At 60.5% G+C, this 21,418-nt stretch carries 15 protein-coding genes; 14 read left to right on the top strand and 1 reads right to left on the bottom strand.

Features of this window, described 5'->3' with window-relative positions; translation table 11 throughout:
- The first annotated feature begins 4 nt into the window (after positions 1-4).
- From KVG85_RS03975 to nuoN, 13 genes are all read left to right on the top strand, one after another.
- Positions 5-418 carry an NADH-quinone oxidoreductase subunit A gene (locus KVG85_RS03975; protein WP_217863031.1) on the top strand — a complete coding sequence of 138 codons (414 nt, stop codon included), beginning with the start codon at positions 5-7 and terminating at the stop codon, positions 416-418.
- Between the two features lie 10 nt (positions 419-428).
- The gene (locus KVG85_RS03970; RefSeq protein WP_016775278.1) at positions 429-1,103 is read left to right on the top strand and encodes a NuoB/complex I 20 kDa subunit family protein; all 675 of its coding nucleotides are present in this window, start codon (positions 429-431) and stop codon (positions 1,101-1,103) included.
- A gap of 69 nt (positions 1,104-1,172) precedes the next feature.
- Entirely contained in the window at positions 1,173-2,957 is a 1,785-nt protein-coding gene (nuoC, locus tag KVG85_RS03965; protein WP_042609213.1) for an NADH-quinone oxidoreductase subunit C/D, read from the top strand.
- Positions 2,958-2,959: 2 nt separating this feature from the next.
- A complete protein-coding gene (nuoE, locus tag KVG85_RS03960) occupies positions 2,960-3,457 on the top strand; it encodes an NADH-quinone oxidoreductase subunit NuoE (protein WP_003223804.1) in 498 nt (165 codons plus the stop codon).
- Positions 3,454-4,809 (top strand): NADH-quinone oxidoreductase subunit NuoF, encoded by a 1,356-nt coding sequence (gene nuoF / locus KVG85_RS03955; RefSeq protein ID WP_024013417.1) that lies wholly within the window; start codon positions 3,454-3,456, stop codon positions 4,807-4,809. Before nuoE ends, nuoF begins: the two co-directional genes overlap by 4 nt.
- 136 nt (positions 4,810-4,945) lie before the next feature.
- The gene (nuoG, locus tag KVG85_RS03950; protein ID WP_217863030.1) at positions 4,946-7,660 is read left to right on the top strand and encodes an NADH-quinone oxidoreductase subunit NuoG; all 2,715 of its coding nucleotides are present in this window, start codon (positions 4,946-4,948) and stop codon (positions 7,658-7,660) included.
- Entirely contained in the window at positions 7,657-8,664 is a 1,008-nt protein-coding gene (gene nuoH / locus KVG85_RS03945) for an NADH-quinone oxidoreductase subunit NuoH (RefSeq protein WP_217863029.1), read from the top strand. The genes nuoG and nuoH overlap by 4 nt, the downstream gene beginning before the upstream one ends.
- 11 nt (positions 8,665-8,675) lie before the next feature.
- On the top strand, positions 8,676-9,224 hold the full coding sequence (nuoI, locus tag KVG85_RS03940) for an NADH-quinone oxidoreductase subunit NuoI (RefSeq protein ID WP_016775283.1): 549 nt from the start codon (positions 8,676-8,678) through the stop codon (positions 9,222-9,224).
- A gap of 9 nt (positions 9,225-9,233) precedes the next feature.
- Positions 9,234-9,734, top strand: coding sequence for an NADH-quinone oxidoreductase subunit J (nuoJ, locus tag KVG85_RS03935; RefSeq protein ID WP_007951462.1), 501 nt, complete (start codon positions 9,234-9,236; stop codon positions 9,732-9,734).
- A 3-nt stretch (positions 9,735-9,737) separates the two neighbouring features.
- The gene (nuoK, locus tag KVG85_RS03930) at positions 9,738-10,046 is read left to right on the top strand and encodes an NADH-quinone oxidoreductase subunit NuoK (RefSeq protein ID WP_003180046.1); all 309 of its coding nucleotides are present in this window, start codon (positions 9,738-9,740) and stop codon (positions 10,044-10,046) included.
- Positions 10,043-11,896, top strand: coding sequence for an NADH-quinone oxidoreductase subunit L (nuoL, locus tag KVG85_RS03925; RefSeq protein WP_217863028.1), 1,854 nt, complete (start codon positions 10,043-10,045; stop codon positions 11,894-11,896). The genes nuoK and nuoL overlap by 4 nt, the downstream gene beginning before the upstream one ends.
- A gap of 39 nt (positions 11,897-11,935) precedes the next feature.
- The gene (nuoM, locus tag KVG85_RS03920; RefSeq protein ID WP_016775285.1) at positions 11,936-13,468 is read left to right on the top strand and encodes an NADH-quinone oxidoreductase subunit M; all 1,533 of its coding nucleotides are present in this window, start codon (positions 11,936-11,938) and stop codon (positions 13,466-13,468) included.
- A 7-nt stretch (positions 13,469-13,475) separates the two neighbouring features.
- Entirely contained in the window at positions 13,476-14,939 is a 1,464-nt protein-coding gene (nuoN, locus tag KVG85_RS03915; protein WP_024013420.1) for an NADH-quinone oxidoreductase subunit NuoN, read from the top strand.
- Positions 14,940-15,075: 136 nt separating this feature from the next.
- Here the strand turns inward: nuoN and KVG85_RS03910 are convergent, their stop codons facing one another.
- Entirely contained in the window at positions 15,076-18,621 is a 3,546-nt protein-coding gene (locus tag KVG85_RS03910; protein WP_217863027.1) for a hypothetical protein, read from the bottom strand.
- 205 nt (positions 18,622-18,826) lie between these two features.
- Between KVG85_RS03910 and KVG85_RS03905 the strand changes: the two genes are divergently transcribed.
- Positions 18,827-21,418 carry a hypothetical protein gene (locus KVG85_RS03905; RefSeq protein ID WP_217863026.1) on the top strand — a complete coding sequence of 864 codons (2,592 nt, stop codon included), beginning with the start codon at positions 18,827-18,829 and terminating at the stop codon, positions 21,416-21,418.

Below are 21,418 nucleotides of genomic sequence, written 5' to 3'. Positions count from 1 at the left end.
CAGCATGCCCGAAGCGACAGGACTCATGGCCCACAACTGGGGCTTTGCCATTTTCCTTCTGGGTGTCGTCGGCCTGTGTGCCTTCATGCTTGGCGTCTCCAGCCTCCTCGGGTCAAAAGCCTGGGGTCGCAGCAAAAACGAACCGTTCGAGTCGGGCATGCTACCTACCGGTGGCGCCCGCTTGCGGCTCTCAGCCAAATTCTATCTGGTCGCGATACTCTTCGTGATCTTCGATATCGAAGCCCTCTTTCTCTTTGCATGGTCTGTGTCCGTCCGCGAAAGCGGCTGGACCGGATTCGTCGAAGCTCTCGTTTTCATAGCAATTCTGTTGGCAGGTCTTGTCTACCTGTTCCGAGTGGGCGCCCTTGACTGGGCTCCGGAAGCTCGTCGCAAGCGGCAGGCGAAGCTGAAACAATGAGGCTTTGGCAATGCAATACAATCTCACCAGGATCGACCCCGATGCTCCTAACGAGCAGTATCCGATTGGCCAGCGGGAAACCGTTGCCGATCCGTTAGAAGATCAAGTCCACAAAAACATTTTCATGGGCAAGCTGGAAGACGTGCTGAGTGGCGCGGTCAACTGGGGACGTAAAAACTCCCTGTGGCCGTACAACTTCGGCCTGTCGTGCTGCTACGTGGAAATGACCACCGCCTTCACGGCGCCCCACGACATTGCGCGCTTTGGCGCCGAAGTGATCCGGGCCTCGCCGCGTCAGGCCGACTTCATGGTTATCGCCGGTACCTGCTTCATCAAGATGGCGCCGATCATCCAGCGTCTCTACGAGCAAATGCTCGAGCCTAAATGGGTTATCTCCATGGGTTCGTGCGCCAACTCCGGCGGCATGTACGACATCTACTCCGTGGTTCAAGGGGTGGACAAGTTCCTGCCCGTGGACGTCTACGTACCTGGCTGCCCGCCCCGTCCGGAAGCATTTCTGCAAGGCTTGATGCTGTTGCAGGAATCGATTGGACAGGAGCGTCGTCCGCTTTCCTGGGTCGTTGGTGATCAAGGCGTGTACCGCGCCGACATGCCATCGCAGAAGGAACAGCGCCGTGAACAGCGAATCGCAGTCACCAATCTGCGCAGCCCTGACGAAGTCTGATCCAGATCTGTTCTTAGTAACGAGAAGCTGGCTTCATTCTTTACGTTGACCGAAAGCGAAAAAATAACCATGACTACAGGCAGTGCTCTGTACATCCCGCCTTACAAGGCAGACGACCAGGATGTGGTCGTCGAACTGAACAACCGTTTTGGCGCCGAAGCGTTCACCGCGCAGGCAACCCGCACCGGCATGCCGGTGCTGTGGGTGGCCCGTGCCAGACTGGTTGAAGTCCTGACTTTCCTGCGCAACCTGCCCAAGCCGTACGTCATGCTCTATGACCTGCACGGCGTGGACGAGCGTCTGCGCACCAAGCGTCAAGGGCTGCCGACCGGCGCCGATTTCACCGTGTTCTATCACCTCATGTCGCTGGAGCGTAATAGTGACGTGATGATCAAGGTGGCCTTGTCCGAAGGCGACCTCAGCATGCCTTCCGTCACCAGCATCTGGCCCAACGCCAACTGGTACGAACGTGAAGTCTGGGACATGTTCGGCATCGACTTCAAAGGCCACCCGCACCTGTCGCGCATCATGATGCCACCGACCTGGGAAGGTCACCCGCTGCGCAAGGATTTCCCGGCGCGCGCCACCGAATTCGATCCGTACAGCCTCAACCTCGCCAAGCAGCAGCTGGAAGAGGAAGCCGCGCGCTTCCGTCCGGAAGACTGGGGCATGAAGCGGTCCGGTGCCAACGAGGACTATATGTTCCTCAACCTCGGCCCGAACCACCCTTCGGCGCACGGTGCGTTCCGCATCATCCTGCAGCTGGACGGCGAAGAGATCGTCGACTGCGTCCCGGACATCGGTTACCACCACCGTGGCGCCGAGAAGATGGGCGAGCGTCAGTCCTGGCACAGCTACATTCCGTACACCGACCGCATCGACTACCTCGGCGGCGTGATGAACAACCTGCCGTACGTGCTCTCGGTCGAGAAGCTCGCCGGCATCAAGGTGCCGCAGAAGGTCGACGTCATTCGCATCATGATGGCCGAGTTCTTCCGTATCACCAGTCACCTGCTGTTCCTGGGTACCTACATCCAGGACGTCGGCGCCATGACCCCGGTGTTCTTCACCTTCACCGACCGCCAGAAGGCGTACACGGTGATCGAGGCGATTACCGGTTTCCGTCTGCACCCGGCCTGGTACCGCATCGGCGGCGTCGCCCACGACCTGCCGCGCGGCTGGGAAAAACTGGTCAAGGATTTCGTCGAGTGGATGCCCAAGCGTCTCGACGAATACACCAAGGCCGCCCTGCAGAACAGCATCCTCAAGGGGCGTACCGTCGGCGTTGCCGCCTACAACACCAAAGAAGCCCTGGAATGGGGCGTCACCGGTGCCGGCCTGCGTTCTACCGGTTGCGATTTCGACCTGCGTAAAGCGCGTCCGTATTCGGGCTACGAGAACTTCGAATTCGAAGTGCCGCTGGCCGTCAACGGCGATGCCTACGACCGCTGCATGGTTCGCGTCGAAGAGATGCGCCAGAGCATCAAGATCATCGATCAATGCATGCGCAACATGCCGGAAGGCCCGTACAAGGCGGATCACCCGCTGACCACGCCGCCGCCGAAAGAGCGCACGCTGCAGCACATCGAAACCCTGATCACGCACTTCCTGCAGGTTTCGTGGGGCCCGGTCATGCCGGCCAACGAATCCTTCCAGATGATCGAAGCGACCAAGGGCATCAACAGTTATTACCTGACGAGCGACGGCGGCACCATGAGCTACCGTACCCGGATCCGTACTCCGAGCTTCCCGCACCTGCAGCAGATCCCTTCGGTGATCAAAGGCAGCATGGTCGCGGACTTGATTGCGTACCTGGGTAGTATCGACTTCGTTATGGCCGACGTGGACCGCTAAGCATGAACAGCACGCTTATCCAGACAGACCGTTTCACCTTGAGTGAAACCGAGCGCTCGGCCATTGAGCACGAGTTGCATCACTACGAAGACCCGCGCGCGGCGTCGATCGAAGCCCTGAAGATCGTTCAGAAGGAACGCGGCTGGGTGCCGGATGGCGCCCTCTACGCGATCGGCGAGATCCTCGGCATCCCGGCCAGCGACGTTGAAGGTGTGGCGACGTTCTACAGCCAGATCTTCCGTCAACCGGTCGGCCGCCACATCATTCGCGTCTGCGACAGCATGGTCTGCTACATCGGTGGCCACGAGTCGGTGGTCAGCGAAATCCAGAACAATCTGGGCATCGGCCTGGGTCAGACCACCGCCGACGGTCGTTTCACCCTGCTGCCTGTCTGCTGCCTCGGCAACTGCGACAAGGCACCGGCGCTGATGATTGACGACGACACCTTTGGCGACGTGCAGCCTGCTGGCGTGGCCAAACTGCTCGAGGGCTACGTATGACCCTGACATCTTTTGGTCCAGCCAACCGCATCCAGCGTTCGGCCGAGACACACCCGCTGACCTGGCGTCTGCGTGATGACGGCGAAGCCGTGTGGCTCGACGAATACCAGGCCAAGAACGGTTACGCCGCTGCACGCAAGGCCTTCGCCGAGATGGATCAGGACGCGATCGTCCAGACCGTCAAAGACGCTGGCCTCAAGGGTCGCGGCGGCGCCGGCTTCCCCACTGGCGTGAAGTGGGGCCTGATGCCCAAGGACGAATCCATCAACATCCGCTACCTGCTGTGCAACGCGGATGAAATGGAGCCGAACACCTGGAAAGACCGCATGCTGATGGAGCAACTGCCCCATCTGCTGATCGAAGGCATGCTGATCAGTGCCCGTGCACTGAAAACCTACCGTGGCTACATCTTCCTGCGCGGCGAATACACCACCGCCGCCAAGCACTTGAACCGTGCCGTGGAAGAAGCCAAGGCTGCTGGCCTTTTGGGTAAAAACATTCTGGGCAGCGGCTTCGATTTCGAGCTGTTCGTCCACACCGGCGCCGGGCGTTACATCTGCGGTGAAGAAACCGCACTGATCAACTCCCTCGAAGGCCGCCGCGCCAACCCGCGCTCCAAGCCGCCCTTCCCTGCCGCCGTGGGCGTGTGGGGCAAGCCGACCTGCGTGAACAACGTCGAAACCCTGTGCAACGTGCCGGCGATCATTGCCGACGGCGTTGACTGGTACAAATCGTTGGCCCGCGAAGGTTCCGAAGACATGGGCACCAAGCTCATGGGCTTCTCCGGCAAGGTCAAGAACCCGGGCCTGTGGGAACTGCCATTCGGCGTCACCGGTCGTGAACTGTTCGAAGACTACGCCGGCGGCATGCGCGACGGCTTCAAGCTCAAGGCCTGGCAGCCAGGCGGCGCCGGTACCGGTTTCCTCCTGCCCGAGCACCTCGACGCACAAATGTATGCCGGCGGCATCGCAAAAGTGGGCACCCGTATGGGTACCGGTCTGGCGATGGCGGTGGATGACAGCGTCAACATGGTCTCGCTGCTGCGCAACATGGAGCAGTTCTTCGCTCGCGAATCCTGCGGTTTCTGCACACCGTGCCGTGATGGCCTGCCATGGAGCGTCAAGCTGCTGATGGCCATCGAACAGGGCAAGGGCCAGCCGGGCGACATCGAGACCCTGCTGGGTCTGGTCGGTTTCCTCGGCCCGGGCAAGACCTTCTGTGCTCACGCACCGGGAGCCGTGGAGCCGCTGGGCAGCGCGATCAAATACTTCCGTCCAGAGTTCGAAGCCGGTATCGCGCCTGTCAGCGCCGCCGTCCCGCCTCTGGCAAGGCCGATCGTAGTCGGCGCGTAAACGCTTAAAAAGGCGAAGGGTCCGTGCCCTTCGCCTTTCGTCCGATGACGCCCCTCGGGGCTGTTTGGATTCGGACGCATAACAAGATTCCATTAGCCACGCCCGCTGACACCGGGCCAACGAAGACCTTTGAACCATGGCCACTATCCACGTAGACGGCAAAGCGCTCGAAGTCGACGGGGCAGACAACCTGTTACAGGCATGTCTGTCGCTGGGCCTCGACATTCCATATTTCTGCTGGCACCCCGCGCTCGGTAGCGTCGGGGCCTGCCGCCAGTGCGCGGTCAAGCAGTACACCGACGAGAACGACACCCGTGGTCGTATCGTCATGTCCTGCATGACCCCGGCCACCGACAACACCTGGATCTCCATCGACGATGAAGAATCCAAGGCGTTCCGCGCCAGTGTTGTCGAATGGCTGATGACCAACCACCCGCACGACTGCCCGGTGTGCGAGGAAGGCGGTCACTGCCACTTGCAAGACATGACAGTGATGACCGGCCACAACGAGCGCCGTTATCGCTTCAGCAAACGCACCCACCAGAACCAGCAACTCGGCCCGTTCATTTCCCACGAAATGAACCGCTGCATCGCTTGCTACCGCTGCGTGCGTTTCTACAAGGACTACGCCGGCGGCACCGACCTCGGTGTGTTTGGCGCCCACGACAACGTGTACTTCGGTCGCGTTGAAGACGGCACCCTCGAAAGCGAGTTCTCCGGCAACCTCACCGAGGTCTGCCCGACAGGTGTGTTCACCGACAAGACTCACTCCGAGCGCTACAACCGCAAGTGGGACATGCAGTTCGCCCCGAGCATCTGCCATGGCTGCTCAAGCGGTTGCAACATTTCCCCGGGCGAGCGTTACGGTGAGCTGCGTCGCATCGAAAACCGTTTCAACGGTTCGGTGAACCAGTATTTCCTCTGCGACCGTGGCCGTTTCGGTTATGGCTACGTCAACCGCACCGACCGTCCACGTCAGCCGCTGCTGGCCGATGGCACCAAGCTCGGCCTCGACGCTGCGCTGGACAAAGCCGCCGACCTGCTGCGCGGGCGCAACATCGTCGGTATCGGTTCGCCGCGTGCCAGCCTCGAAAGCAACTACGCGTTGCGCGAACTGGTTGGTGCCGAGCACTTCTATTCGGGTATCGAAGCCTCCGAACTGGAGCGCATCCGTCTGGTCCTGCAAGTGCTGAACGACAGCCCGCTGCCAGTGCCGAACATGCGCGACATCGAAGACCACGACGCGATCTTCGTCCTCGGTGAAGACCTGACCCAGACCGCCGCGCGTATGGCGCTGGCTCTGCGTCAGTCGGTCAAGGGCAAGGCTGAAGACATGGCCGAAGCCATGCGCGTCCAGCCTTGGCTCGACGCGGCGGTGAAGAACATCGGCCAGCACGCGCTGAACCCGCTGTTCATCGCCAGCCTCGCCGAAACCAAGCTCGATGACGTCGCTGAAGAATGCGTACACGCAGCTCCGGATGACCTGGCACGCATCGGTTTCGCCGTGGCTCACGCGCTGGATGCCAGCGCTCCGGCCGTTGAAGGTCTGGACACCGAAGCCCTGAAACTGGCGCAGCGCATCGCCGATGCCCTGCTCGCCGCCAAGCGTCCGCTGATCATCGCCGGTACTTCGCTGGGCTCCAAAGCCCTGATCGAAGCTGCCGCGAACATCGCCAAGGCTTTGAAGCTACGCGAGAAGAACGGTTCGATCAGCCTGATCGTGCCGGAAGCCAACAGCCTCGGCCTGGCCATGCTCGGTGGCGAATCGGTCGACGCCGCGCTGCAAGCGGTCATCGATGGCAAGGCCGACGCTATCGTCGTGCTGGAAAACGATCTCTACACCCGCACCGCCAAAGCCAAGGTCGATGCCGCACTGAACGCCGCGAAAGTGGTGATCGTCGCTGACCATCAGAAAACCGCCACCACTGATCGCGCGCACCTGGTTCTGCCAGCGGCGAGCTTCGCCGAGGGCGACGGTACGCTGGTCAGCCAGGAAGGCCGCGCTCAGCGCTTCTTCCAGGTTTTCGATCCGCAATACATGGACGCGAGCATTCTGGTGCACGAAGGCTGGCGCTGGCTGCACGCCCTGCGCGCGACCCTGCTGAACCAGCCGATCGACTGGACGCAACTCGACCACGTCACCGCCGCCGTTGCCTCGAGCACCGCGCAACTGGCACGTATCGTCGATGCTGCACCGTCGGCTGCTTTCCGCATCAAGGGTCTGAAACTGGCCCGTGAGCCGCTGCGTTATTCCGGCCGCACCGCAATGCGCGCCGACATCAGCGTTCACGAACCACGCACTCCGCAAGACCAGGACACTGCGTTCGCCTTCTCCATGGAAGGTTACTCAGGCTCCGCCGAACCGCGTCAGCAGGTGCCATTCGCATGGTCGCCGGGCTGGAACTCGCCACAAGCGTGGAACAAGTTCCAGGACGAAGTCGGTGGTCATCTTCGTGCTGGCGACCCGGGCACACGCCTGATCGAAAGCACCGGTGATTCGCTGAACTGGTTCGCCGCTGCGCCGCGTGCGTTCAACCCGGCGCCGGGTACCTGGCAAGCCGTGCCGTTCTTCCACCTGTTCGGCAGCGAAGAAAACTCTTCGAAAGCCGCCCCGGTGCAGGAACGCATTCCGGTACCTTACGTCGCGCTGGCGAAATCCGAAGCGGATCGCCTCGGCGTCAACGACGGTGCCCTGCTGAGCCTGAACGTTGCCGGCCAGACCCTGCGTCTGCCGCTGCGCATCAATGAAGAACTGGGCGCCGGTCTGGTGGCATTGCCTGCGGGCATCGCCGGCATTCCACCGGCATTCGCCGGCGTGTCCGTCGACGGTCTGCAGGAGGCAGCGCAATGACCTGGTTCACCCCTGAAGTGATCGATGTGGTCCTGACGGTCATCAAAGCCATCGTGATCCTGCTGGCCGTGGTGGTCGCAGGCGCCTTGCTCAGCTTTGTCGAACGTCGCCTGCTGGGCTGGTGGCAGGACCGTTACGGCCCGAACCGCGTTGGCCCGTTCGGCATGTTCCAGATCGCCGCCGACATGCTGAAGATGTTCTTCAAGGAAGACTGGACCCCGCCGTTTGCCGACAAGGTGATCTTCACTTTGGCACCGGTGGTGGCCATGTCCGCCCTGCTGATCGCCTTTGCGATCATCCCGATCACCCCGACCTGGGGCGTGGCGGATCTGAACATCGGCCTGCTGTTCTTCTTCGCCATGGCCGGTCTGTCGGTCTACGCGGTGCTGTTCGCCGGCTGGTCGAGCAACAACAAGTTCGCCCTTCTCGGCAGCTTGCGTGCCTCGGCGCAGACCGTGTCCTACGAAGTGTTCATGGGCCTGGCCCTGATGGGCATCGTGGTCCAGGTCGGCTCGTTCAACATGCGCGACATCGTCGAGTACCAGGCGCAGAACCTGTGGTTCATCATTCCGCAGTTCTTCGGCTTCTGTACCTTCTTCATCGCTGGCGTCGCCGTGACTCACCGTCACCCGTTCGACCAGCCGGAAGCGGAACAGGAACTGGCCGACGGTTACCACATTGAATACGCCGGTATGAAATGGGGCATGTTCTTCGTCGGTGAATACATCGGCATCATCCTGATCTCGGCGCTGCTGGTCACCCTGTTCTTCGGTGGCTGGCATGGTCCGTTCGGCATCCTGCCGCAACTGTCCTTCGTCTGGTTCGCACTGAAGACCGCGTTCTTCATCATGCTGTTCATCCTGCTGCGCGCTTCCATCCCGCGTCCGCGTTATGACCAGGTGATGGATTTCAGCTGGAAATTCTGCCTGCCACTGACCCTGATCAATTTGCTGGTGACCGCTGCGGTTGTGTTGTTGAACACGCCTGCGGTTGCGGTTCAGTGAGGATTTGACCCATGTTCAAATATATTGGCGACATCGTTAAGGGTACCGGTACCCAGTTGCGCAGCCTGGTCATGGTCTTCGGCCATGGCTTTCGCAAGCGCGACACCCTGCAATACCCCGAGGAGCAGGTCTACCTGCCGCCGCGCTACCGTGGCCGCATCGTCCTGACCCGTGACCCCGATGGCGAAGAACGCTGCGTAGCCTGCAACCTGTGCGCCGTGGCCTGCCCGGTGGGTTGCATCTCGCTGCAGAAAGCTGAAACCGAAGACGGTCGCTGGTACCCGGACTTCTTCCGGATCAACTTCTCGCGCTGCATTTTCTGCGGTCTCTGCGAGGAAGCCTGCCCGACCACCGCGATCCAGCTGACCCCGGATTTCGAGATGGCCGAGTTCAAACGTCAGGACCTGGTGTACGAGAAAGAAGATCTTTTGATCTCCGGCCCCGGCAAAAACCCTGATTACAACTTCTATCGTGTTGCAGGTATGGCAATCGCTGGCAAGCCGAAAGGCGCTGCGCAGAACGAAGCCGAACCGATCAACGTGAAGAGCTTGCTGCCTTAAGGAAGAACGATGGAATTCGCTTTCTATTTCGCATCGGGTATTGCTGTGGTGTCCACGCTGCGTGTGGTCACCAACACCAACCCTGTGCACGCCCTGCTCTACCTGATCATCTCGTTGATCGCCGTGGCCATGACCTTCTTCGCCCTCGGCGCGCCGTTTGCCGGTGTGCTGGAAGTGATCGCCTACGCCGGCGCCATCATGGTGCTGTTCGTGTTCGTGGTGATGATGCTCAACCTGGGTCCCGCCTCGGTGCAGCAGGAACGCACCTGGCTCAAGCCCGGCATCTGGGCCGGACCGGTGATTCTTGCCGCGCTGCTGCTGGCCGAACTGCTGTATGTGCTGTTCGCTCACCAGAGCGGCCAGGCCATCGGCCACACCACCGTAGACGCGAAAGCCGTGGGCATCAGCCTGTTCGGCCCGTACCTGCTGGTGGTCGAACTCGCCTCGATGCTGCTGCTTGCCGCAGCCGTCACGGCGTTCCATTTGGGCCGTAACGAGGCGAAGGAGTAAGACATGCCTGCTATCCCTCTCGAACATGGTTTAGCCGTCGCCGGCATCCTGTTCTGCCTTGGTCTGGTCGGCCTGATGGTCCGCCGCAACATTTTGTTCGTGTTGATGAGTCTGGAAGTGATGATGAACGCCTCTGCCCTGGCCTTCATCGTCGCGGGCGCCCGCTGGGCGCAGCCGGATGGACAGATCATGTTCATCCTGGTGATCAGCCTTGCAGCGGCCGAGGCCAGTATTGGCCTGGCGATCCTGCTGCAACTGTATCGCCGCTTCCACACGCTCGATATCGACGCTGCCAGTGAGATGCGCGGATGAACCTACTCTTTCTGACTTTCGTATTCCCTCTGATCGGGTTCCTGTTGCTGTCGTTCTCGCGCGGCCGCTTCTCGGAAAACCTCTCGGCGCTGATCGGTGTCGGTTCGATCGGCCTGTCGGCTATCGTCACCGCTTACGTGATCTGGCAATTCAACGTCGCACCGCCGGAGGGTGGCGTGTACACCCAGGTGCTGTGGCGCTGGATGTCGGTGGAAGGTTTCCAGCCGAACTTCGCGCTGTACCTGGATGGCCTGTCGGTGACCATGCTCGGTGTGGTCGTCGGCGTCGGCTTCCTGATCCACCTGTTCGCGTCCTGGTACATGCGTGGCGAAGACGGTTACTCGCGCTTCTTCTCGTACACCAACCTGTTCATCGCCAGCATGCTGTTCCTGATCCTCGGCGATAACCTGCTGTTCATCTACTTCGGTTGGGAAGGCGTGGGCCTGTGCTCTTACCTGTTGATCGGTTTCTACTACAGCAACCGCAACAACGGTAACGCGGCACTCAAGGCATTCATCGTCACCCGTATCGGCGACGTGTTCATGGCCATCGGCCTGTTCATCCTGTTCCAGCAACTGGGCACGCTGAACGTCCAGGAACTGCTGTTACGTGCGCCGGAGCACTTCAAGGTCGGCGACTTCTGGATCGTTCTGGCAACCCTGATGCTGCTCGGTGGTGCTGTCGGTAAATCGGCGCAATTGCCGCTGCAAACCTGGCTCGCGGATGCGATGGCCGGCCCTACCCCGGTTTCGGCACTGATCCACGCCGCGACCATGGTCACCGCCGGTGTCTACCTGATCGCCCGTACCCACGGTCTGTTTGCGCTGGCGCCGGACATCCTGCACCTCGTCGGCATCGTCGGTGGCGTGACCCTGGTGCTGGCCGGTTTCGCCGCGCTGGTGCAGACCGACATCAAACGTATCCTCGCCTACTCGACCATGAGCCAGATCGGCTACATGTTCCTGGCGCTGGGCGTTGGCGCCTGGGAAGGCGCGATCTTCCACCTGATGACCCACGCCTTCTTCAAGGCTCTGCTGTTCCTTGCTTCCGGTGCGGTGATCGTTGCCTGCCACCACGAGCAGAACATCTTCAAGATGGGCGGTCTGTGGAAGAAACTGCCACTGGCCTACGCCAGCTTCATCGTCGGTGGTGCCGCACTGGCCGCTCTGCCACTGGTTACCGCAGGCTTCTACTCCAAGGACGAAATCCTCTGGGAAGCGTTCGCCAGCGGTAACCAGGGTCTGCTTTACGCAGGTCTGGTCGGTGCGTTCATGACTTCGCTGTACACCTTCCGCCTGATCTTCATCGCGTTCCACGGTGAAGCCAAGACCGAAGCCCACGCCGGCCACGGCATTGCTCACTGGCTGCCATTGTCGGTGCTGATCGTACTGTCGACTTTCGTCGGCGCGATGATCGTGCCGCCGCTGCACGGCGTACTGCCGCAAAGCGTCGGGCATGCCGGTGGCGAAGCCAAGCACAGTCTGGAAATCGCCTCGGGCTCCATCGCCCTGGCCGGTATCCTGCTGGCAGCGCTGCTGTTCCTTGGCAAGCGTCGCTTCGTCACGGCAATTGCCAACAGCGGCATCGGCCGTTTCCTTTCGGCCTGGTGGTTCGCTGCCTGGGGCTTCGACTGGATCTACGACAAACTGTTCGTCAAGCCGTACCTTGCGATCAGCCATGTACTGCGCAAAGACCCGCTCGACCAGACCATCGGTCTGATCCCGCGTATGGCCAAGGGTGGTCACACTGCCCTGAGCCGCACCGAGACCGGTCAACTGCGTTGGTACGCCGCCTCGATGGCTGCTGGTGCCGTGCTGGTGATCGGCGCCATCGTGCTGGTAGCGGTCTGATATGAACCTTGCGAATTTGCGAAAGGAAACGAGCCCGTCATGATTCTGCCTTGGCTAATCCTGATCCCCTTCATCGGCGGCCTGCTGTGCTGGATGGGCGAGCGCTTCGGCGCCACCCTCCCGCGCTGGATTGCGCTGTTGACCATGACCCTGGAACTCGCACTCGGCCTCTGGCTGTGGGCCCACGGTGACTATTCATTCGCACCGGCGCCGGGCGCCGATCCGACCTGGGCGCTTGAGTTCAAGCATGTCTGGATCCAGCGTTTCGGCATCAACGTGCACCTGGCCCTCGACGGCCTGTCGCTGTTGATGATCCTGCTGACCGGCCTGCTGGGTATCCTCTCGGTACTCTGCTCGTGGAAGGAGATTCAACGTCACGTTGGCTTCTTCCACCTCAACCTGATGTGGATCCTGGGCGGTGTGGTCGGCGTGTTCCTCGCTCTCGACCTGTTCATGTTCTTCTTCTTCTGGGAAATGATGCTGGTGCCGATGTACTTCCTCATCGCGCTCTGGGGTCACAGTTCTTCGGACGGCAAGAAAACCCGGATCTACGCAGCGACCAAGTTCTTCATCTTCACTCAGGCGTCCGGCCTGATCATGCTGGTGGCGATCCTCGGTCTGGTGCTGGTCAACTTCAACAATACCGGCGTGATTACCTTCAACTACGCCGACCTGTTGAAAACCAAGATGTCGATGACCACCGAGTACATTCTGATGCTCGGCTTCTTCATCGCTTTCGCGGTCAAGCTGCCCGTCGTACCGTTCCACTCCTGGCTGCCTGATGCTCACGCCCAGGCGCCGACAGCCGGTTCCGTCGACCTCGCCGGTATCCTGCTGAAAACCGCTGCGTACGGTCTGCTGCGTTTCGCCCTGCCGCTGTTCCCGAACGCTTCGGCCGAGTTTGCGCCGATCGCCATGACCCTCGGTCTGATCGGGATCTTCTACGGCGCGTTTTTGGCGTTCGCACAAACCGACATCAAGCGTCTGATTGCCTTCTCTTCCGTTTCCCACATGGGCTTCGTGTTGATCGGCATCTACTCCGGCAGCCAACTGGCGCTGCAAGGTGCAGTGATCCAGATGCTGGCGCACGGTCTGTCGGCAGCGGCACTGTTTATCCTCAGCGGTCAGTTGTACGAGCGTCTGCACACTCGTGACATGCGTGAGATGGGCGGTCTGTGGTCGCGTATCGCGTATCTGCCGGCCATCAGCCTGTTCTTCGCTGCGGCGTCGCTGGGCTTGCCGGGCACCGGTAACTTTGTCGGCGAGTTCCTGATCCTGATCGGATCCTTCGCCAGCGCTCCATGGGTCACGGCGATTGCCACTTCCGGTCTGGTGTTCGGTTCGGTCTACTCGCTGATCATGATCCACCGTGCCTACTTCGGCCCGTCGAAATCCGACGCGGTGCTGCACGGCATGGATGCGCGCGAACTGATCATGGTGCTCGGTCTGGCGGTATTGCTGATTTACCTCGGCGTCTACCCGCAACCGTTCCTCGACACCTCTGCCGCCACCATGCATGGCGTGCAGCAGTGGCTCGGCACCGCCTTCTCTCAACTCGCTTCGGCCCGGTAAGAGCGCTATGGAATTCACGATTCAACACTTTATTGCGCTTGCGCCACTGTTGATCACCAGCCTCACCATTATCGTGGTGATGCTGGCAATCGCCTGGCGCCGCAACCACTCGCAGACCTTCCTGATTTCGGTGGCGGGTCTGAACCTGGCCCTGCTGTCGATCCTGCCTGCGTTGAAAGTCGCGCCTCTGGCCGTGACCCCGTTGCTGCAGATCGATGCCTTCGCCTGCCTGTACATGGCGATGATCCTGGTCGCCACCCTCGCCTGCGTCACCCTCGCCCACGCCTATCTCGGTGATGGCGGTTCGGGTTACCCGGGCAACCGCGAAGAACTGTACCTGCTGATCCTGATGGCCGCCGCCGGTGGTCTGGTGCTGGTCAGCGCGCAGCACCTGGCCGGTTTGTTCATTGGCCTGGAGCTGCTCTCGGTACCGGTCTACGGTCTGGTGGCATACGCCTTCTTCAACAAGCGTTCGCTGGAAGCCGGCATCAAGTACATGGTGCTGTCGGCTGCCGGTTCCGCGTTCCTGCTGTTCGGTATGGCGCTGCTCTACGCCGACGCCGGTTCGCTGAGCTTCGTCGGCATCGGTCAGGCCCTGGCCGCGACCGGCCTGCCAAGCCCGCTGGCGCAACTGGGCCTGGGCATGATGCTGATCGGTCTGGCGTTCAAGCTGTCGCTGGTACCGTTTCACCTGTGGACGCCGGACGTCTACGAAGGTGCACCGGCACCGGTGGCGGCGTTCCTCGCTACCGCTTCGAAGGTCGCAGTGTTTGCGGTGATGGTGCGTCTGTTCCAGCTCTCCCCTGCTGCCAGCAGTGGTGTGCTGAGCGACGTGCTGAGCGTGATCGCGGTCGCCTCGATCCTGTTCGGTAACCTGCTGGCCCTGACCCAGAGCAACCTCAAGCGTCTGCTCGGTTACTCGTCGATTGCACACTTCGGCTATCTGCTGATCGCGCTGGTGGCGAGCAAGGGTCTGGCGGTGGAAGCCATCGGCGTCTATCTGGTGACTTATGTCATCACCAGCCTGGGCGCGTTCGGCGTAATCACCCTGATGTCCTCGCCGTACAACGGCCGCGACGCTGACGCGCTGTACGAGTACCGCGGCCTGTTCTGGCGCCGTCCGTACCTGACCGCCGTGCTCACCGTGATGATGCTGTCCCTTGCCGGCATCCCGCTGACCGCCGGCTTCATCGGCAAGTTCTACATCATCGCCAGCGGCGTCGAAACGCGTCAGTGGTGGCTGGTCGGCGCACTGGTACTGGGCAGCGCCATCGGCGTTTTCTACTACCTGCGCGTGATGGTCACCCTGTACCTGATCGAGCCAAACCTGCGTCGCCACGACGCCCAGCTGCACTGGGAACAGAAGGCAGGCGGCGTGATGCTGCTGGCCATCGCCCTGGTCGCATTCTTCCTGGGCGTGTACCCGCAGCCATTGCTGGTGCTGGTACAGCAGGCGGGTCTGGCGGGCTGATTGCTCGGCTGATCTGGCTACACATGAAAACGGCACCTTTGCAGGTGCCGTTTTTTTTGCTCCGGGATTTGTTGCACAGCAAGCTATCCTCGACAAGTGCCGTGCCTCACTCCCCTTGCCGACGCTTGCTCAGCCACTACTTTCCATAGCGGTTACGAATGGTCAAACTCGCAAACTCTCCGTCGTAGTAGCTGATAAATATCCAGCCATCGCGAGCAGTTAAGCTTTCCATGGTTGGCTTGTCAGTCACCGCGACAGTCACCGGCACTCCCCCCGCCGGCAGCCCCGTGAAAGTGGAAACCGCGCGAATGCCATACCTCCAGTACGCGGCCGGACCTCCCATTTGCTGAGGGCCGAATCTTTCAGATACTTGAGCACTGTTATGCGCCAGCGACATGGGCAATTCCAGCGAACCGAATTCCAGCGCCGGCACATTCAACCAGACTGCGAAATCGCCGGCACTGGTGCTGTCGACGCAGTTCAGCAACCAGCTCACCCCGTCCTCACCGAGCGTTTGCGGGTTGCTCGGACTCAAGGTAACGCCCAGATCGGCCGCTTGCGCATTCAACTCCAGAACCACGTCCTGGCCGAGCAAAAAACTGTCGTCCTGCGGTCGTAATGTCAATGTATGCGTCGCCCCAAGGCAGGGATACGCCGGCGTGCCGCCGAACACTTGCGCGAAGCCATCCAGATCAAACCTCACGGCGTCAGCCAGATCCCCCGCTTCCACTCGCCCGGGCAGCTCCCAGTCGGGCAGTCCTGAACTGGCCAGACTCAAACCGAAAAAACCGCTGTTAGCCTCTTCGGTAGAAATATACCAATGGATTGACGATCCTTTGTTTATCGTCAGCGGCGTCCCCAGATAAGGGTTGAAAGTCAGGCCTCGTTCCTTCGCGCCCCAGAAGTTCTGCAAAGTGACGGTAGAGCCAATCAAAACACTGTCGTCGGCAACCTTCAACTCCAGCTTATAGGGCAGGTCTTTTCTCAACAGCACGAACTCGCTTGCAGGGTCGACGCGCTCACCGTCCAGATAAAGCTCTGCTGCCTGCGCCCAGACATCGTCCAGTACCGCATTCACTTCATAGAGTTCGGTCAAAATCACACCGGCGTTGTCCTGAGTGACGTCTGCAAGAACTTCATGTCTGCCGACTGTTTCAGGTGTATAGCGATAACCGGTCCAGCCGTTGACGTCGGTCTGCGTTGTCGCCAGCACCTCCTCCTCGCCATTGACGCGCCACTTCACCTCCACGCCAGCGGCTACCTCCCCGCTGACACCGGAGATGACCTGGATTCGCAACAGCACGCTCTGCTCGGTGCCCACCACCGGTGTACCGATGGCGGGGATAGCGTCGCCAATGGCATACCGCGATTCGCTCACCTTGAAGGAGCGAGCCTCAGTCCAGTCGGACCAGTCCCCGTCGAATGTCTGCCGGGCCTGCACGGCATAGTCTCCGAGGGGCCACGCTTTTTCTGCGGTCCAATTCCACCGGGTTGAACCGTCGACGGTGGCAAACTCTTCCTTGGGATCAAGCGCATGACGCAGGACAATCTCACCTCCCGTTGCTCCTGTGCCGCGAATCCTCGGATAGCGTGATGTCTCGGAGTCCGCCCGTGGCGCTTCGATCGACGGAGTTGACGGCGCAGCCTTGACCGTAAACCGATGCGGCGCGCTCCAATCCGAATCAGTCCCACCGCTGGCCTGTTTAGCCTCAAGGACAATGGGGCCTGGATCCAACGGTTCCGCCACTGTGAATGTCAGGATCCCGTCTGCACCCGCTGTCTCTTCGTGCAACGTCGCGCCGTTCTCAAAGCGAACGGTTTGCAGCGCGCCCGGCAGGCCGGCGATCTTGAGGGAGGGATACCGTGAGGTTAAGCCCCCCGCCTGCGGTTGCTGGAATTGAGGGGCATCGGGCCGGTCCTCCACCTCCACGGTGAAAGTGCACAAGTCACTGGGGTCGGAGTTCACACCGTTTACTGTTTGCATGACGTAAACGGTATTTTCCCCGGGCGACCAGTCCTCAGCCGGTGTGAAGAGGCGGTCAGGCCCGCTGCTGGCGAATTCGCCAGCCACCGGTGCGCCTCCCTCGGTGGACATTTGCACCGTGACCATACCTGTCACGATGCCGGTAATCGCCAGTGTCTGTGTTGCTGAGGCTGGGCGGGGCGGCGGTGTGATGGCTGGTCTGGATGGCTTCGCTAAGAAGAAGATGAGATCGCTCGGATCCGAACTTACCAAACCTACGAGTTGAACGACCTTTACCCGATTGATACCTGGAGCCCAGTCCGAAGCTGGCATAAAAGTACGCGTGCTTCCGCTGCCAGTGAAATCTCCAGCCACCGTTGCGTCTTTCTCTGTGGTCAGTCGCAGCGTGACGTTACCTGCTATGACGCCAGTAATGGTCAACGCCTGATTCGGCAGGGCCGGATCAGGCGGTAGAGTGATGGCCGGTCTGGATGGCTTCACTATGATTGAAACAACATCGCTCCAATATGAAGGAACGTCCCCAACGATTTGACGGACCTTGACATAGGTGGTGCCTGTGGCCCATTCCAGGGTTGGAGTAAAAATAAAGGTGCCGCCGCCAGCGAAATGACCAGCCACCGGTTCACCTTCCTGGGTGGACATTTGCAGCGTGACGTTACCTATCACGACGCCGGTAACAGTCAGTCTCTGTTTTGGTGAAGTCGGAATGGGCGGCCTTTCAATAGCAGGTCTGTATGGCCTCACTCCAATGGAAACAATTTCGCTCGGATCCGAGGCCACGCCGCCTGCAGTTTGGACGACCTTGACTCTGGAGCCAGCAGCCCAGTCCGAAGCTGGCATAAAAGTACGCGTGCTTCCACTGCCAGTGAAAGCGCCCGCCACCGGTGCGCCTGCCTCGGTGGACATTTGAAACGTAACGTTACCTGTCACGACGCCGGTGATGGTCAACGCCTGTCTGATCTCGGATGGGCTGGGTGGCGGTGTAATAGCTGGTCTGGGTGGCTTCACTACGATGGAAACGAGATCGCTCGGATCCGAAACCACGCCGCCTACGGATTGAGTAGCTTTGACCCGGCCTGCAATCCAGTCGGCTGTTGGAGTGAAATTGCGTGTGTTGCCGCTGCCGCTGAAAGTGCCAGCCACCGGTGCGCCTGCCTCGCTGGATATTTGCAGCGTGACGTTTCCTGCGACAACGCCGGTAATGATGAGTATCTGTCTCGCCGGCCCCGGATTGAGCGGCGGTGTAATGGCTGGCCTGGATGGCTTGACTGCGATGGATACAAGGTGGCTCGGATCAGAAGCCACACCCTCTACGGTTTGAACGACCTTGACCCGGGTGGTGCCTGCATCCCATCTCCAGTTCGGCGTAAAAGTGCGTATGTTGCCACCACCTATGAAACTGCCATCCACCGGTGAGCCTTCCTCGGTAGACATTTGCAACGGAACGTTGCCTGCCACGACGCCGGTTATCTCTAGGGTCTGCATGACCGAGGCCGGGCTGGGCGGCGGTGTGATGGCTGGTCTGGATGGCTTGACGGGAATAGAAACGAGATAGCTCGGATCCGAAGCCACTCCATCCAAGAATTGAACGACCTTGACTCGAATGCCTGCAACCCAGTCCGAGGTTGGCGTAAAAGCGCGCGTTGCACCACTGCCAGTGAAACCGCCAGCAACCGGTGCGCCTGCTTCAGTGTACATTTGCAGCGTGACGTCACCTGTCACGACGCCGGTAATGGTCAGTATCTGTCTTGCTGAGGCAGGCTTGGGTGGCGCAGGTATGGCGGGACTGGATGGCTTCACTGCAAGGGAAACAGGATCGCTCGGGTCTGAAGCCAAGCCATCTACGGTTTGAACGACCTTGATCCACGTGAGGCCTGCTGCCCAGTTCGCGCTTGGCGTAAAAATGCCCGACGACGTGGTCGCGACTCCGTTGGCGGACGCACCAACGAATCAAGGCGGCTCCATAACCGTTGTCTCACTGACCTTTCGTAAAGACGACAAGACCGTGCCTGCCAGTATCGATCTGAGCTCTAACGTCCCGGACCTCACAGGCACTGGCTGGCTGGTAAATCGTCTGCACGCGGCGACAGATAAACCCATCATTGTGCATTTCCAGGCTGCCACCGTTCCCACGCCGACCGAGCAGGACTACACAGCCAGATTCGATCTGATCACCGCCACCGGGACCGTAGAGCAACCGGTCCGCCTGGTCAGACAGCGCTTCGCCTTCACGCTGGATGAACAGTACCGCCTGACAACTACAGAAAAGAACTTTTTCAAAGGCGCCTACGGAGTCGAGGTCACCAGCGATTCGTCTGTGCAGCAATTGACCCTGCTGACCGACTTCATGCAGCACACTGGCCTCACCGCTGAACAGGTCGAGCAGCTTGTGGCCCGCCGCAGCTTTGCGGTGCGGTTGTCGCCCAATTGTCCATACCTGCAGCCGGCCCCTGACAGGATTGGTCCGCAGACCGGGCCTTTGCCAAATCACTACGGAGCCTGCTACGTCAATGGCATCGGTCCCGGTGCCGAACTGTCCAACGCGCCAGAACCGGCCCCCCAAACAGACATGGGCGATGAAGCAGACCACGCCATAGGACTGGAGCGGATAGCGTCGGGTGACAACGCGCAATGGCGTCTGACCAAAATCTCACTTGATCGTCTCGATCGCCTGCAACGGATGATCCGCCTGCAACGCTGGAGCGGCATTCCTTTCGCCAGGCTCGACACGTTGATCTTCAGTGCCATCCGCGCCGAGGGCGAATCAAACCTGGGCATGGAACTCAACGCAAACACCCTGCGTGCGCTGGGCGTCTATCGCTACCTGAACCAACGCTACAGCATCGAACCTGAAGAGTTCGCGGCGCTGCTGCACGACCTCAGCCCCTACGCCAGTGGCAAGGACGCGGTGCCGTTGTTCGATCAGGTGTTCAATCACCTGCAGTTGTTCGATACACCGCTGATTCTCGATCAAAAGTCCATCGATCTGACGCCCCTTGATGCCGCGACGCAGAAAACCCTGCTGCAACTCTGTGCCGGGCTCGGTGTGCAGCCCACCGAAGACTCTCTGCTGTTGATTGCCCGTCAGACCGAAACGCACGTCGGCGCGCTCAAGCGTGACTTGCCTACCGTTTCTTCGCTGTACCGCCAGGCACGGATCGCCCGGTTGTTCGGTCACTCGGTCGAAGAATTGCTGGCGTTGGCGGGACTTCTCGGAGGCTCGTCTTACAAGATCGCACTCGCCACCGGCCGCTTGAGTGCGCCGATTCCGGATGCAAATCCGGACATCCTCGATGTGCTGATGCAACTGGATTGGGCTTTCACCTGGCTCAAAGACAGTCAGCAGACCGTGACGCAGGTGTTGCAGCGCCTGGGCATTGATGCCTCGCCAAATCACGAAGAGCCGGAAAATGACCAGCAGATCAGCTCGGCTGAGCAAGCTCCCCTGCCCGATGAGTTGCGGGCGCGTCTGACCAGGCTGCAGAGCGATACGCGCCGCAGCCTGGCGACCGAGGCGCAAGTCAATGCGCTGGGTCTGCCACTGCAAGAGGATGGCAAACGCAAGCGAGGAGAAATCAACTGGTTTCAATTGCTGATCGAACACAAGCTGATCACTGCTGACGGCCTGCTGTCTGGCCTTGATCGCACACTAACCCTGATAGATGAACCCCTTGCCTGGTTACAGGCCGATGTCGCGCAAGCGCTCAAAGGTCTAGGGCTGGCCCAACCTGTCAAAGATGCTTGCGCAGACAGACTCGTCAAGTTCCTGCTCGATGTGCATGACCGCCAGGCCCAGTTGCTCGAAGGGCTTTTCCAGGAAACCGCCAAACTCGCGCCGGATTGCTGCCGGGCGGTCATTCACTGGGCGTGGGCCACGCCCTATAGCATTTTGCAGCAAGCACTCAAGACCCCGCTGCCCCAAGCGTTGATCGAGGATTATCAACGGGTGGCTCGCCACGCCGAGATCGTCAGAGAGCTGCGTTTGAGCAATAGCGCTCTGCGCCTGTTTGCAATCAATCCGACGTGGCTGGGTGGCGCGGCATACGAGGAAGGCAGTAACAGCATGCCTTCGCTTTCCGATCTCTATCTGCTTGAACGCTTCAGTCATTGGTTCCACAGCCAGAGCCAGTCCGAAGACCATGTCCTGAGTTATTTCAGCTGCGCCAATCCAGCCAAGGCCCAATTGAAAAACAAGGCCCTGCGCCAGCTCGCCAGCGAAACGGCCGATGCTGCCCTTGCTCGTTTACTGAACTGGCCGCAGGCGCAAGTTGCCGAGCTGACCAGCTCGCTCCCCGATAAACGCGCCACCTCGATGGCTCAAGTCGACTGGGTCCGTCGTTGCCAGGCCGCTTGTCAGGCCAGCGGCTTGGCCGCCAGAGCCCTATTGCAAGCCACCGCGCTGGGCGAACAAAGCGATCTGCTGGCCTGGAAAGCCGTCGGTGAGGGAGTCATGGCCGCCCACTCCAACGCCGTCCCATCACGTGACAATGGTTGA

It is taken from the genome of Pseudomonas triticicola, from assembly GCF_019145375.1.
Classification (GTDB): domain Bacteria; phylum Pseudomonadota; class Gammaproteobacteria; order Pseudomonadales; family Pseudomonadaceae; genus Aquipseudomonas; species Aquipseudomonas triticicola.
The sequence above is the reverse complement of the archived record's forward strand: the minus strand, read 5'-3'. Positions and strand labels throughout refer to the sequence as shown.